The organism is Angustibacter aerolatus (genome assembly GCF_054776675.1).
Genome location: NZ_BAAHBM010000025.1, coordinates 1 through 14390 on the forward strand (window position 1 = coordinate 1; position 14390 = coordinate 14390).

Annotated in this window: 12 protein-coding genes; 9 read left to right on the forward strand and 3 right to left on the reverse strand. The window is 75.3% G+C overall.

The features are described 5' to 3' along the window. The 6 genes from ACYVI6_RS08100 to ACYVI6_RS08125 all read left to right on the forward strand — a co-directional run. Positions 1–1052 (forward strand): coiled-coil domain-containing protein (locus tag ACYVI6_RS08100; RefSeq protein WP_460445884.1); only part of this gene is annotated, 1052 nt, incomplete at its 5' end. A 71-nt stretch (positions 1053–1123) separates the two neighbouring features. Then, a complete protein-coding gene (locus ACYVI6_RS08105; protein WP_460445885.1) occupies positions 1124–1333 on the forward strand; it encodes a hypothetical protein in 210 nt (69 codons plus the stop codon). Between the two features lie 271 nt (positions 1334–1604). Beyond that, a complete protein-coding gene (ftsY, locus tag ACYVI6_RS08110; protein ID WP_460445917.1) occupies positions 1605–2834 on the forward strand; it encodes a signal recognition particle-docking protein FtsY in 1230 nt (409 codons plus the stop codon). Positions 2835–3037: 203 nt separating this feature from the next. Next, positions 3038–4408: an ammonium transporter gene (locus ACYVI6_RS08115; protein ID WP_460445886.1), complete on the forward strand. Its 1371-nt coding sequence runs from the start codon at positions 3038–3040 to the stop codon at positions 4406–4408. Next, positions 4405–4743 (forward strand): P-II family nitrogen regulator, encoded by a 339-nt coding sequence (locus ACYVI6_RS08120; RefSeq protein ID WP_460445887.1) that lies wholly within the window; start codon positions 4405–4407, stop codon positions 4741–4743. The genes ACYVI6_RS08115 and ACYVI6_RS08120 overlap by 4 nt, the downstream gene beginning before the upstream one ends. A gap of 6 nt (positions 4744–4749) precedes the next feature. Beyond that, entirely contained in the window at positions 4750–7119 is a 2370-nt protein-coding gene (locus ACYVI6_RS08125; RefSeq protein ID WP_460445888.1) for a [protein-PII] uridylyltransferase, read from the forward strand. A 161-nt stretch (positions 7120–7280) separates the two neighbouring features. Here the strand turns inward: ACYVI6_RS08125 and ACYVI6_RS08130 are convergent, their stop codons facing one another. From ACYVI6_RS08130 to ACYVI6_RS08140, 3 genes are read right to left on the reverse strand one after another with little or no spacing between them, the layout of a single operon-like run. Then, entirely contained in the window at positions 7281–8078 is a 798-nt protein-coding gene (locus ACYVI6_RS08130; RefSeq protein ID WP_460445889.1) for an FAD:protein FMN transferase, read from the reverse strand. Further along, positions 8075–8575 (reverse strand): FMN-binding protein, encoded by a 501-nt coding sequence (locus ACYVI6_RS08135; RefSeq protein ID WP_460445890.1) that lies wholly within the window; start codon positions 8573–8575, stop codon positions 8075–8077. The genes ACYVI6_RS08130 and ACYVI6_RS08135 overlap by 4 nt, the downstream gene beginning before the upstream one ends. 37 nt (positions 8576–8612) lie before the next feature. Continuing rightward, positions 8613–10082 carry a ferredoxin reductase family protein gene (locus ACYVI6_RS08140; RefSeq protein ID WP_460445891.1) on the reverse strand — a complete coding sequence of 490 codons (1470 nt, stop codon included), beginning with the start codon at positions 10080–10082 and terminating at the stop codon, positions 8613–8615. Positions 10083–10462: 380 nt separating this feature from the next. On the opposite strand from ACYVI6_RS08140, the gene ffh reads away from it, so the two are divergent. From ffh to ACYVI6_RS08155, 3 genes are read left to right on the forward strand one after another with little or no spacing between them, the layout of a single operon-like run. After that, on the forward strand, positions 10463–12046 hold the full coding sequence (gene ffh, locus ACYVI6_RS08145; RefSeq protein WP_460445892.1) for a signal recognition particle protein: 1584 nt from the start codon (positions 10463–10465) through the stop codon (positions 12044–12046). Between the two features lie 44 nt (positions 12047–12090). Continuing rightward, entirely contained in the window at positions 12091–13191 is a 1101-nt protein-coding gene (locus tag ACYVI6_RS08150; RefSeq protein ID WP_460445893.1) for an amidohydrolase family protein, read from the forward strand. After that, the gene (locus ACYVI6_RS08155; RefSeq protein ID WP_460445894.1) at positions 13188–14237 is read left to right on the forward strand and encodes a GNAT family N-acetyltransferase; all 1050 of its coding nucleotides are present in this window, start codon (positions 13188–13190) and stop codon (positions 14235–14237) included. Before ACYVI6_RS08150 ends, ACYVI6_RS08155 begins: the two co-directional genes overlap by 4 nt. Positions 14238–14390 lie beyond the last annotated feature (153 nt).

Consider the following 14390-nt stretch of genomic DNA (forward strand, 5'->3'; position numbering starts at 1 on the left):
TCATCGAGGCCGACGTCGCCCGCGCCGTCGAGCTCGGCGCCGCGTACGTGCTCGAGCTGGTCGCCGGCTCGCTCGACGCCGCCGCCGCCGAGCGCGACACCGCCGAGGCCGGCCGGGTCGAGCGCGACCGCGAGCTCGGGATCGTGCGCTCGCGGGTGCGCGGCCTGGAGGACGAGCTGCGCGAGCTCACCGACTCGGTGCACAAGGACGAGGTGGCCCGCACGCAGCAGCGGCTGCGGATCGAGCAGCTGCAGACCCGTGCCGTCGACGAGCTGGGCATCGACCCCGACGTCCTGGTCGACGAGTACGGCCCGCACCAGCTCGTGCCGCCGTCGCCGCAGGTGCCCGGCGACCCCGAGCCCGCCGAGCCGCCGCAGCCGACCGCCTACGTTCGCGAGGTGCAGGAGAAGCGGCTGCGCAAGGCCGAGCGGGCGCTGTCGCTGCTGGGCAAGGTGAACCCGCTCGCGCTGGAGGAGTACGCGGCGCTCGAGGAGCGGCACAAGTTCCTGACCGAGCAGCTCGCCGACCTCGGCCGCAGCAAGGCCGACCTGCTCGACATCGTCAAGGAGGTCGACGAGCGCGTGCAGGAGGTGTTCGCCGCCGCCTACGCCGACACCGCCGCGCAGTTCGAGCGGGTGTTCGCCCGGCTGTTCCCCGGCGGCGAGGGCCGGCTGCTGCTCACCGACCCCGACGACATGCTGGCCACCGGCATCGAGGTCGAGGCCCGCCCGCCGGGCAAGAAGGTCAAGCGGCTGTCGCTGCTGTCGGGTGGCGAGCGCTCGCTGACCGCCGTCGCGCTGCTCGTGGCGATCTTCAAGGCCCGCCCGAGCCCGTTCTACGTGATGGACGAGGTCGAGGCCGCGCTCGACGACACGAACCTGGGCCGGCTCATCGTGATCATGGAGGAGCTGCGCGAGTCGAGCCAGCTCATCGTGATCACCCACCAGAAGCGCACGATGGAGTCGGCGGACGCGCTGTACGGCGTCACGATGCGCGGCGACGGCGTCACCACGGTGGTCAGCCAGCGGCTGCGCGAGGCCGAGGGCGCCTAGTTCCGTGCGGTCGCGCTCGGTGCGGGCGTGCCGGATTTGAGGGACGCCGCGGGGTGAGGCACCGTAGAGGCATGACCACGGTGATCGTCGGGATGCTGCTCGCCCTCGTGCTCGCCCTGGGTGTGGTCGCCCTCGTCGCCGTGCCCGCCCGCCGCGAGGGCCGCGAGCTGCTCAGCCGCGAGGGCGAGGAGCGGCTGTCCAGCGCCCGCGACCGCGTCGTCGACCTCGGCAGCACCGTCGCCGACAAGCTCCCCAGCGCCTCCCGCGGCTCTCGCGACTGACCCTCGTCCCGGCGTCCGAGGCGCCTGAGCCGAGCTCGTCCGCGCCCGTTCGTGGCGCGGGGGCACCCTGCGCCGGCCTGGGCGGCACGGGGGCACCCCGCGCCGACACATGAGCCCGGGGCGTACGACCCCCTGACGGCGCGGGGGCACTTCACGACGTCCTAGGTGGCACTGGGGCACCCCGCGCCACCCGGCGGCGTGACGTCGCGGGCGCAGGGGCGCGGGTGGGCGCCCCGCGCAGGCTCTGAGAGGATCGTCGGTCGTGGACCCGATCACGCTCGTCATCGCCATCTCCGTGCTCATCGTGCTCGCGCTCGTGGGTGCGGGGGTCGGCCTCGTCCGGGGGCGGGGACGCACGAGGCGGCTGCCCCAGCGGCCGGGCACCGACTACGTGCCGGGGGTCGGTGACGACGCGACGACGCCGCGCGACACGCCGACGCGCACGATCCAGGACGCGCCGACCGACCTGCTCGACCGTCCGCCGCTCGACGAGCCGGGCGTGCCCGGGCAGGTCACCGAGACCGAGCTGGACGCCGAGACGCTCGCCGAGCTCGAGCAGCTGGGCCGGCTCGAGCAGCCGGACGCCGCCGCCGGGCGGTTGCACCGCCTGCGGGCCCGGCTGTCGCGGTCGAACGGAGCGCTCGGCAAGGGCCTGCTCGAGCTGCTCTCGCGCGACCGGGTCGACGAGGACACCTGGGACGAGGTCGAGGAGACCCTGCTGGCGGCGGACGTCGGCGTCGGCCCGACCACCGAGCTGGTCGACCGGCTGCGGCGGCAGGTGAAGGTCGACGGCGTGCGCGACCCCGAGCAGGTGCGGGCGCTGCTGCGCAGCGAGCTGCTCGCGCTGGTCGGCCCCGACGTCGACCGGTCGCTCGTGACGCACGTCGAGGGCCGGCCGGCCGTCGTCCTGGTCGTCGGGGTGAACGGCACCGGCAAGACCACGACCGTCGGCAAGCTCGCCCGCGTGCTGGTCGCCGAGCAGCGCGACGTCGTGCTCGGCGCGGCCGACACCTTCCGCGCGGCCGCCGCCGACCAGCTCGAGACCTGGGGCAGCCGCGTCGGCGTCCCGACGATCCGCTCTGCCCGCGACGGCGGCGACCCGGCGGCCGTGGCCTACGACGCGGTGAACGCCGGGACAGACCTCGGCGCCGACGTCGTGCTCATCGACACCGCCGGCCGCCTGCAGAACAAGGCCGGGCTGATGGACGAGCTGGGCAAGGTGAAGCGCGTCGTCGAGAAGAAGTCACCGGTCGACGAGGTGCTGCTGGTGCTCGACGCCACCACCGGGCAGAACGGCATGCGGCAGGCCCAGGTGTTCAGCGAGGTCGTGCACGTCACCGGCATCGTGCTCACCAAGCTCGACGGCACGGCCAAGGGCGGCATCGTCGTCGCCGTGCAGCGCGAGCTCGGCGTGCCGGTGAAGCTGGTCGGCCTGGGGGAGGGCCCGGACGACCTCGCGCCGTTCGACCCGGCCGAGTTCGTCGACGCGCTGCTGGCCTGAGCGGCCGCTCGTAGGCCGGAGCCGGCAACAACCCGTTCACACGGGATGGCGGTTCGTCACACCCGCGTAACGCGTCGCTGCCGCGGGGGTAACAGGTGATCGGGAACCTCCTGGTGTCGGACGCGTCAGCGCGCCACCGACGCCCCCGCCCACGAGGGCCGGCCGAGCCCCGCGCCGCCCCGCTTCGCACGGAGGTCCCATCGATGGACAGTGGTGACACCGCCTGGCTCATGACCAGCGCCGCCCTGGTGCTGGCCATGACCGCCCCCGGTCTGGCGCTCTTCTACGGCGGCATGGTCCGCACGAAGAGCGTCCTCAACATGATGATGATGAGCTACGGCGCGCTGGGTCTGGTCAGCGTGCTGTGGGTGCTCTACGGCTACTCGATCGCCTTCGGGGACGACGTCAAGGGCGGCCTGTTCGGCAGCCCCGGCCAGTTCTTCGGGCTCAAGGGCCTCATCGGCACCGGCCGCGGCGAGGGCGACGACGCGCTGGGCATGGCGCATCAGCTCGTCGGCACCATCCCCGCCCCGGTCTTCGTCGGGTTCCAGGCGGTGTTCGCGGTCATCACCGTCGCGCTCATCTCCGGCGCCATCGCCGACCGCGCGCGCTTCGGCCCCTGGCTGCTGTTCTCCGGCATCTGGGCCACCATCGTGTACTTCCCGGTCGCGCACTGGGTGTTCGCCTTCGACGGCGTGACCGCGGGTGCGGACTCGGCCGGCGGCTGGATCGCGAACCGGCTGAAGGCGATCGACTTCGCCGGCGGGACGGCGGTGCACATCAACGCCGGCGCCGCGGGTCTGGCGCTCGCGCTGGTGCTCGGCAAGCGCATCGGCTTCCGTCGCGACCCGATGCGCCCGCACAACCTGACGCTCGTCATGATCGGCGCCGGCCTGCTGTGGTTCGGCTGGTTCGGCTTCAACGCCGGCTCCGCGGTCGCCGCCAACGGCACCGCCGGCGTCGCGTGGATCAACACGTTCGTCGCCACCGGTGCGGCGATGATGGGCTGGCTGCTCGTCGAGCGGATCCGGGACGGTCACGCGACGAGCCTGGGGGCGGCGTCCGGTGTGGTCGCCGGCCTGGTCGGCATCACCCCCAGCTGCTCCTCGGTGAACCCGGTCGGCGCGATCGTGCTCGGCTTCGTCACCGCGGTGATCTGCGCCTACGCCGTCGGGCTGAAGTACAAGCTCGGCTTCGACGACAGCCTCGACGTCGTCGGGGTCCACCTCGTCGGGGGGCTCGTCGGCACCCTGCTCGTCGGCTTCCTCGCCACCGCGGACGCTCCGGCCGGTGTCGACGGGCTGTTCTACGGCGGCGGCGTCGACCAGCTGTGGCGCCAGGCCGTCGGCGCGGGCGCGGTGCTGGTCTACTCGTTCGTGCTGGCCTACGTCATCGGGCTGCTCATCCAGAAGACCATCGGCTTCCGGATCGACGAGGAGCTCGAGGTCTCCGGCATCGACAGCGCCGAGCACGCCGAGACCGGCTACGACCTCGCCACCCTGGGTGGCACCGGATTCCGCCCCGGCACGACCCCCGTGCCGTCCGGCCACCTGAGCAAGGAGGTGTCGGCATGAAGCTCGTGACCGCGATCATCAAGCCGCACAAGCTCGACGACGTGAAGACCGCCCTGGAGTCCTTCGGGGTGCAGGGCATGACGGTCAGCGAGGCCAGCGGCTACGGCCGGCAGCGCGGGCACACCGAGGTCTACCGGGGCGCGGAGTACACCGTCGACCTCGTGCCCAAGGTGCGGCTCGAGGTGCTCGTCGACGACGGCGACTCCGTCGACGTGGTCGACGTGCTGGTCAAGGCGGCGCAGACCGGTCGCATCGGCGACGGCAAGGTCTGGGTGACGCCCGTCGAGGACGTCGCTCGCGTCCGCACCGGTGAGCGCGGCCTCGACGCGATCTAGCCGGGCATGGTGAAGCAGGGGGTGGCGCGCGACCTGCGCGCCGAGCGGCTGACGTCGGCGGCCCGGTCCTCGTCGTGGCACGAGCACGACGGGGCCGGCCGCCGGCGCCGGCTGACCGAGCTGGTCGAGAGCTGGCTCGGGGAGCTGTGGGGCGTCGCCAGCGAGGGCGCCCCGACGTCCGGGCTGGCGCTCGCCGCGGTCGGCAGCCTGGCGCGCGGCGACGCGGGTCCGGCGTCCGACCTCGACCTGGTGCTGGTGCACGACGGGCACGCGCTGTCGACCCGCGAGGTCGCCGCGCTCGCCGACCGGGTCTGGTACCCGGTGTGGGACGCCGGGCTGCGCCTCGACCACTCGGTGCGGACGCCGGCGCAGTGCCGTGACGTCGGCGCGCACGACCTCACCGCCGGGGTGGGGCTGCTCGACCTGCGGGTGATCGCCGGGGACGCCGACCTCGTCGCGGCCACCCGCGCCCGGCTGCTGGAGGACTGGCGCGGCGCCGCCCGCCGCCGGCTGCCCGAGCTGCTGGACGCCGTCGAGGAGCGGGCCCGCCGCTACGGCGACGCGGCGTTCCTGCTCGAACCCGACCTGAAGGAGAGCCGCGGCGGGCTGCGTGACGTCACGGTGCTGCGCGCGCTGTCGGCGTCGTGGCTCGCCGACCGGCCGCACGCACCGGTCGACGCGGCGCAGGCCCAGCTGCTCGACGTCCGCGACGCCCTGCACGTGGTGACCGGCAAGCCGTCGGACACCCTGCTGCTCAGCGAGCAGGACACCGTGGCCGGACTCGTCGGTGCCGACGACGCCGACGCGCTGCTGACCCGGGTCTCCCAGGCCGCGCGCACCATCGCCTACGCGGTCGACACCACCGTGCGCCGCGCCAGGCAAGCGGTGCCGTCGCGCCGCTTCCGGCCCGGCGGACGTCGTCCTCGGCTGCGCCCGCTCGGGCACGGCCTGGTCGAGCACGACGGCGAGGTGGTGCTCGGCCCCGGCCTGCGACCCGCCGCGCTCACGGTGCTCGCGCTGCTCGGCGCCGTCACCGCCGCCCAGCACGGGCTGCCGCTGTCGCCGGTGACCGTCGCCCACCTGGCCCGCGACGCCGCGCCGCTGCCGCACCCCTGGCCCGCCGCCGCCCGCGAGGCGCTGCTCGACGTGCTCGGCGCCGGCCCGTCGCTCGTGCCCGTCTGGGAGGCGCTCGACCTCGCCGGGCTCACCGCCCGCTGGCTGCCCGGCTGGGAGGGCGTCCGCTCACGGCCCCAGCGCAACGCCGTGCACCGGCACACCGTCGACCGGCACCTGATCGAGGCCGTCGTCGAGTGCGGGCGGCTGCTGCGCGACGTCGACCGCCCCGACCTGCTGCTCGTCACGGCGCTGCTGCACGACCTCGGCAAGCTGCCCGGCTCTGTCGACCACAGCTCGGTCGGCGCGCCGCTGGCCCGCCGCGCCACCGAGGCGATCGGGCTCGACCCGGCCGACGTCGCCGTGGTGGAGCGGCTGGTGCGCGAGCACCTCACGCTCGTCGACCTCGCCACCCGCCGCGACCCCGACGACCCGCGCACCGTCGAGGCGCTCGTCGCGGCCGTCGACGGTCGCGCCGACGTGCTCGCGCTGCTGCGCGCGCTCACCGAGGCCGACGCGGTCGCCGCAGGCCCCGCCGCCTGGAGCGCCTGGCGGGCCCGGCTCGTCGACGACCTCACCAGCCGCGCCGCGACCGTGCTCACCGGGGCCCCCGTGCCCGGCCCCGCACCGCTCACCGCCGACGAGACGTCGCTCGCCGCCGGGGTGCGGGCGGGCGGCAGCCCGCAGATCGACGTCCGCGACCTCGACGGCATGCACGTCGTCACCGTCGTCGCCCCCGACCGGCTCGGCCTGTTCGGCGACGTCGCCGGGCTTCTGGCCGCGCACGGGCTGTCGGTGCGCTCGGCGCTCGTGCGCACGGTCGACGGCGTCGCGGTCGACACCTGGTGGGTGACCGCCCCGTACGGCGACCTGCCGCCCGTCGCCACGATGCTCACCGCCCTGCGCCGCATGGCCGACGGCGACCGCACCGTGCTCGACCGCCTCGCCCGCCGCGACGCCGCCTACCGCCCCGGCCGCGGCGTCCCCGCCCAGCCCCGGGCCGTCCTCGTACCCGGCGCCTCCGAGCACGCCACCGTCGTCGAGGTGCGCGCCGCCGACCGCCCCGGCCTGCTCCACGCCCTCGGCCGCGAGCTCGGCGAGGCCGGTGTCGACGTCCGCTCCGCCCACGTCGCCACCCACGCCGGCCAGGCCGTCGACACCCTCTACCTGGCTGAACCCGGCGGCGGCTCCCTCACCCCCGCCCGCGTCGCCGCCGTCGTCGCCGTGCTCGTCGACGCCGGCGAGGTCCCCCCGCCCGGCTGACAGCGCCGCCCCGGCCCTCAGTGGCGCGGGGTGCCCCCGTGCCGTTCCTGGTGGCGCAGGGTGCCCCCGTGCCGTTCCTGGTGGCGCAGGGTGCCCCCGTGCCGTTCCTGGTGGCGCAGGGTGCCCCCGCGCCGTTCCTGGTGGCGCAGAGTGCCCCCGCGCTACGAGAGCGCCGCCGCAGAGCTCGCCGGGAACGCGGGGGAGCGCAGCACGTCCTCCTCGTCCGTGACGACGAGCGCCTCGTAGCCGGGCACGCTCGCCATCCAGCGCAGTGCGTCGCGGCCGGCGACGAAGGCCGCGGTCGCGAGCACGTCGGCCCAGAGCAGCGACGGGCCGGTGACGGTGGCGGACCGCAGGCCGCGCGCGGGTCGGCCCGAGCGTGGGTCGAGCACGTGGTCGCCGCGGGCTGCGCTGCCGGACGTCGCGACCGCGCCTCGGTGCAGCTCGACGACCGCGACGAGGCCCGGTCCGCCGGGCCGCTCGACACCGATGCGCCAGGGCGCGGCGTCCGGGAGGTGCCCGCCGACCAGCACGTCGCCGCCCGCGTTCAGGCACCAGTCGTGGCCGTCGAGCGTTGGGTCGTCACGGAGCAACCCACCCGCTCGCTCGGCCGCCCAGCCCTTGACCACGCCGGACGGGTCGAGGCGGCGGACGCCGTCGGGGTCGGGCAGCCGCACGTCGAACCGGCCGTCCGTGCGGGCCCGCGCGTCCTCGGCGATCGCCAGCACCTCGGCCACCAGCGGGTCGGCGGCGGCGACGGCGAGCTCGCCGCGGCGGATGCGTGCGACGTCGCTGTCGGGCCGGTAGGTGCTGAACACCGCGTCGGCCTCGTGCAGCGACGCGAACGCGCGCGTCACCGCCTCGCGCACGGCGTCGCAGCGGGCGGCCGGGCCGCGCACGTGCACGCTCACCGGCAGGCCCATGACCTGCTCGACGAACGCGGCCCGCGGCGCGGTCACAGGTGCGCCGCGTCGATGGCCGACTGCAGCGACTCCTTGTAACCGTCGCTGGTGACGGTCGCTCCAGAGACGGTGTCGATGTCGGCGCTCTGCGCGGCCACCACCTCGCTGTTCAGCACCGGGACGGCGTAGGAGTTGATCTCCTGGTCGCGGAAGTTGTCGCTGGGCACCTGCACGGTCTGCGCCGCGGTGATCTTGCCGCCCGCCACCGTGATGCTCACCTGCACCGCGCCCCATCGCGTCTGCGCCGTCTCGCCCGTGTACGTCGTCGCGGACGTGCTCGACGAGGAGCTGTCGGACGAGCTGTCGTCGGACGACGAGCTGTCGGACGACGATCCGCCCCCCGACGTCCCGGACGACGTCCCGCCGCTGGACGAGGCCGCCACGACGCTCGCGGCGGTGCCGGTCGCAGCCTCCGAGCCGGTGCTGGTGCGGTAGCTGAAGAGCAGGACGACGGCGGTCACGGTCGCCGCCATGGCGGTCACGATGCGGCGCATCAGGCGCTCCTGGGGTGGGGGTCGGGCGGGGGACGGTTCACCAGGCGAACCGTTCGAGGTGGACGTTCCGGGCAGGGACGCCGGCGTCGCGGGCTGCCTGCGCGGCGGCCTCGGCCCACTCCGGACCACCGCACACGTAGACGTCGTGCTCGGCGACGTCCGGGACGATCTGCAGCAGCCCCTCGGCGTCGGTGAGGTGGGCGGCCTGCTGCGGCATCCAGGAGGAGCGTGCGGTGACGCGCGGTCCGTGCACGTGGACGACGCGGGCGCCATGGGTCTGCTGCAGCCGGTCGAGCTCGTCGCGGAACAGCACGTCCTGCGGTCCGCGCGACCGGTAGACGAGGGTGACGTCGCCCGGACCCTGATCGAGGTCCTCGAGCAGCGCGCGCAACGGCGTCACCCCCACGCCCGCCGACAGCAGCGTGACCCTGCGGCGGGTGCGGACCTCCTCGGTCAGCCGCCCGTACGGGCCCTCGACGACGACCCGGGTGCCCGGCCGCAGGGACGCGAGCCGCCCGCTGCCGTCGCCGAGGTCCTTCACGGTGATCCGCAGACCGTCGACGGTGGGCTGCGCCGACAGCGAGTAGGGGTGCGCGCGGGTCCAGCCGGGGCCGTCGAGGAACCGCCACTGGAGGAACTGGCCAGCCCGCACCGGCAGCCGCTGCAGGTCGCGTCCGCCGACGTGCACCGACACCACGCCCGGCGCCTCGACGTCGACGCGGGTGACGACGAGCCGGTGCCGCACCGTGCGCAGCACCGGCACCCCGACGCGCCACACCAGCACCGACCCGAGGCTGATCGCGTAGACGCTCCACCAGTACGCGCGCGCCCACGGGGTGGCCACGAAGTCGGCGCCGGTCCAGATCTGGTGCGGCAGCGCGATCCCCGTGCCGAGGTAGGCGTACAGGTGCAGCAGGTGCCACGACTCGTAGCGCAGCCGCCGCCGGGCCGCGCGCACCGATGTCACGACCACCATGACCAGGCACGCGAACCCGGCGGTCGCCAGCAGCATGCCCGGGTAGGTCAGCACCAGGTGCCAGGCCTCGCGCAGGACGTCGCGCCGGTCGGTCAGCGCGTACCCGACCACGATCAGCGCCACGTGGGCCAGCAGCAGATCGAACGAGGCGAACCCGACCAGCCGGTGCCGGCGCGCCAGCTCGTCCTGCCCGTAGCTGCGCTCGACGAACGGCACCCGAGCCATCAGGAACACCTGCAGCAGCATCAGGTCGGACGCCAGCAGCCCGGCCAACCGGCCCAGCCCCGTCGTCCAGCCGGCCGCGCCGTCGAGCCCCTGCGCCCCGCCGTGCCCCACCCACAGCGCCACGACCACGAGCACCGAGCCCCACGCCAGGCACCCCGCCAGGTCGCGCCACCACCGCCGAGGCGCTGCTCGCCACGGCATCACCCGCTCGCCGAGCACGCCTCCGGTCCGGTGTCCGACGACGGCGTCGGTGGGTGCGGCGGCGAGGGCGGCCGCCGCGGGGGCCGGGGGCGCGTCCGAGGTCATGCCGTGAGCATCGGCCGCCTCGCTGCGCGCTCGCACCGACGAGGCTGTGCGCCGCCTGTGCATCCCGCCGCTCTCGGCCCTCGTGATGGCGCGGGGTGCCCCCGTGCTGTTCGGGATGGCGCGGGGTGCCCCCGTGCCGTTCGGGGTGGCGCGGGGTGCCCCCGTGCTGTTCGGGGTGGCGCGGGGTGCCCCCGTGCTGTTCGGGGTGGCGCGGGGTGCCCCCGTGCTGTTCGGGATGGCGCGGGGTGCCCCCGTGCCGTTCCCGGTGGCGCAGAGTGCCCCCGCGCCGAACCGGGGGGCGGCGCGTGCGGGGCGCGTCGGCGCGGGCGCGAAGTAGGCTGGGCGGGTCCGTCACCGCCCGACCACCCCCGGGGACCCGAGTGTTCAGCACGCTGTCCGACCGCCTCTCCGCCACGTTCAAGAACCTGCGCGGCAAGGGGCGGCTGTCCGAAGCCGACGTCGCGGCGACGGTGCGCGAGATCCGCACCGCGCTGCTCGAGGCGGACGTCGCGGTGCCGGTCGTGCGGCAGTTCACGGCGGCGGTGCGCGAGCGGGCGCTGGGGGCGGAGGTCAGCGGGGCGCTGAACCCGGCGCAGCAGATCGTCAAGATCGTGAACGACGAGCTGGTGTCGATCCTCGGCGGCGAGACGCGGCGGCTGCAGCTGGCGAAGAACCCGCCGACCGTGATCATGCTGGCCGGTCTGCAGGGTGCGGGCAAGACGACCCTGGCGGGCAAGCTGGCGCGCTACCTGCGGGCCGAGGGGCACACGCCGCTGCTGGTCGCGGCCGACCTGCAGCGCCCGAACGCGGTGACGCAGCTGCAGGTGGTGGGCGAGCGGGCCGGGGTGCCGGTCTACGCGCCCGAGCCGGGCAACCAGGGCGTCGACCCCGACGCGGCGACGGCGGGCGACCCCGTGTCGGTGGCGCGCGGCGGTGTGGCGGAGGCGACGGCGCGGCACCACGACGTGGTGATCGTCGACACCGCGGGCCGGCTGGGCATCGACCAGGTGCTGATGCAGCAGGCGGGCGACATCCGTGCGGCCGTGCAGCCCGACGAGGTGCTGTTCGTCATCGACGCGATGATCGGCCAGGACGCGGTCACCACGGCGCAGGCGTTCCTCGACGGCGTCGACTTCACCGGCGTGGTGCTCACCAAGCTCGACGGCGACGCGCGCGGTGGCGCCGCCCTGTCGGTGGCCAGCATCACCGGGCGGCCGATCATGTTCGCGTCCACCGGCGAGAAGCTGGAGGACTTCGAGGTCTTCCACCCCGACCGGATGGCCGGGCGCATCCTCGACATGGGCGACGTGCTGACGCTCATCGAGCAGGCCGAGAAGGCGTTCGACGCCGGCCAGGCCGACGAGATGGCGCGCAAGTTCGCGGCCGAGGAGGACTTCACCTTCGAGGACTTCCTGGCCCAGATGGCGGCCGTGAAGCAGATGGGCTCGCTGAAGAAGATGCTCGGCATGATGCCGGGCATGGGGCAGATGAAGGAGCAGCTCGACGCGATCGACGAGCGCGACTTCGACCGGGTCGAGGCCATGGTGCGCTCGATGACCCCGCAGGAGCGCAAGCAGCCGAAGATCATCAACGGTTCACGTCGTGCACGCATCGCCCGCGGTTCCGGCCGCAGCGTCTCAGAGGTCAACGAGCTGCTGCAGCGGCTCACCGAGGCGCAGAAGATGATGAAGCAGATGCGTCGCGGCATGGGCGGCGTGCCGGGCATGCCGAGCCTGCCCGGCATGGGCGGCCCGGGCCGCAAGAAGGGCAAGGCGCCCACGCGCAAGAAGGGCAAGAGCGGAAACCCCGCCAAGCGCGCCGAGCAGGAGCGGCAGGCCCTGGAGGGCAAGCCGGCCGCCGCGGCACCCGGCGCGGGGTCGGCGTTCGGAGCCGGTGCCGGTGCGGACGCCGTCCCCGACCTGAGTCAGCTGCCCCCGGGCTTCGAGAAGTTCCTGGGCCGCTAGGCACCGCGCGCCGTCGCCTCCGCCGACGGTCGTAGGGTCGGGGCATGGCCGACGTCCTGCACCTCGCCGGACCGGTGCTCACCGGGCCGAGCGAACAGCACGACGAGGCGTGGGTGCTCGGCGGGCGGCTGACGTTCGAGCGCCCCGACGGCGACCACGACGTCACGACGGTGGACGGCGTCGTGCTGCCCGGCCTCGTCGACGCGCACTGCCACGTCGGGCTCGACGCCCACGGCGCCGTGCCGCGCGACGTCCAGCGCACCCAGGCCGAGACCGACCGGGACACCGGTGCCCTGCTGCTGCGCGACGCCGGCAGCCCGGCCGACACCCGGTGGATCGACGACGCCGACGACCTGCCGCGCATCGTCCGCGCCGGGCGGCACCTGGCCCGTCCCGGGCGCTACATCCGCAACTTCGCGCACGAGATCGAGCCCGACCAGCTGGCCGACCACGTGCGGCAGGAGGCCCGGCGCGGCGACGGGTGGGTCAAGCTCGTCGGCGACTGGATCGACCGCTCGGTCGGCGACCTGGCGCCGTGCTGGCCGCTCGACGCGCTCACCGAGGCGGTGCGGGTCGCCCACGAGGAGGGTGCTCGCGTCACCGCGCACGTCTTCGGCGCCGACGCCGTGCCCGACCTGCTCGCCGCCGGCCTCGACTGCCTCGAGCACGCCACCGGCCTCGACGCCGACACCGCCGCGCTGGCCGCCGCCCGCGGTGTCGCGATCGTGCCGACGCTGGTCAACATCGCCACGTTCCCGGGCATCGCGGCGCGCGGCCGCGAGCGGTACCCGACGTACGCCGCGCACATGCTCGACCTGCACGCCCGCCGGCACGCCACGGTGCGGGCCGCGCACGAGGCCGGCGTGCCGGTCTACTGCGGCACCGACGCCGGCGGCTCGCTGCCGCACGGGCTGGTCGCCGACGAGGTCGCCGAGCTGGTGACCGCCGGCCTGACGCCGGTCGAGGCGGTGTCGGCCGCCACCTGGGGGGCGCGCGAGTGGCTCGGCCGCGGCGGGCTGGTCGAGGGTGCCCCCGCCGACCTGGTCGTGCTGCCCGCCGACCCGCGCACCGACGTCAGCGCGCTGCGGCACCCGACCGCCGTCGTCCTGCGCGGTCGCGCCTTCCGCCCGGCGGGTGCGGCATGAGCGAGCCACAGCCCCTGACGGCGTCCGGCGAGCGGGTGCACGTGCGTCCGGTGCTCGCGTCGGACGCCGAGCCCTACCGCCGCGCGGTGCTGGCCTCGCGCGAGCGGTTGTCGCGCTGGAACCCGGTCGACCCCGACGACCTGCTGCGCCACGTCGAGCGCCAGTCCGACGTGCACCGCACGTTCCTGGTGCTGGCCCACGAGCCGCGCGGCGCGCACGGCGTCGTCGGGCGGATCAACCTGTCGAGCATCGTCCGCGGGAGGTTCGAGAGCGGCAGCCTCGGCTACGACGCCTACGACCCGTACGCCGGCACCGGCCTGTTCCGCGAGGGCCTGTCGCTCGTCGTCGACGTGGCGCTGCGTCCCCGGCTCGCTGGTGGCGTCGGGCTGCACCGGGTCGAGGCGAACGTGCAGCCCGGCAACGCGTCGTCCGCGGGGTTGCTGCGCTCGCTCGGGTTCCGGCACGAGGGGCGGACGCCGCGGATGCTGCTGCTCGCCGGCGCTGACGGTCGCGACGACTGGCGCGACCACGAGCGCTACGCGATCACCGCCGAGGAGTGGCCGGCCGAGCCGTACGCCCCGCCCGCCGAGCGAGCGAAGGTCGTCGCCCTGGTCGAGCCCGAGAGGGGTGGCACCGCCCTGGCCCCGCGGCTGGCGGCCGAGCTGGGGCTGCCGCTGCTCAGCGAGCAGGTCGTGCAGAGCGCGCTGGCCGGCGTGCTGCCTCCAGGCGCCCCGGACGACCCGCACGCGGCGGACGCGGTGCGGCGGCTGCTGTTTGCGCAGCTCGCCACCTGCCCGGGGGGCGCGGTCGTCGTGGCCCGGTCGCCGCGGGCCGGGAGCGACGCCGACCGCCGGGGCCTGGTCGGTGCCGGCGCCGACCCGGCCCGCGTCGTCCTGGTGCGGTCCGAGCCGGACGACGGCGAGGAGCCGCCCGGGTTCGGCACGGTGGTGCGGGTTCCCGGCGTCGAGCCGCTGCCCGCGCGGCAGATCACGCGGGCCGCGCTCACCGTGCGCGCCGCCGCCCTCGGTGTGACCCGCGCGAGGTGACGGCCACGAGATGACGGCGCCGGTCCGGGCCGGCGCCGTCACCTCGTGGTGGTGCCCGCCCGACCTGCCCCCGCGGTCCGCCGTCGAGACGCCGGACCAGGCTCGTGCGGACGAGCACGCGACGGCGCCCCGATGCGCCGTCGCAGCCACCCT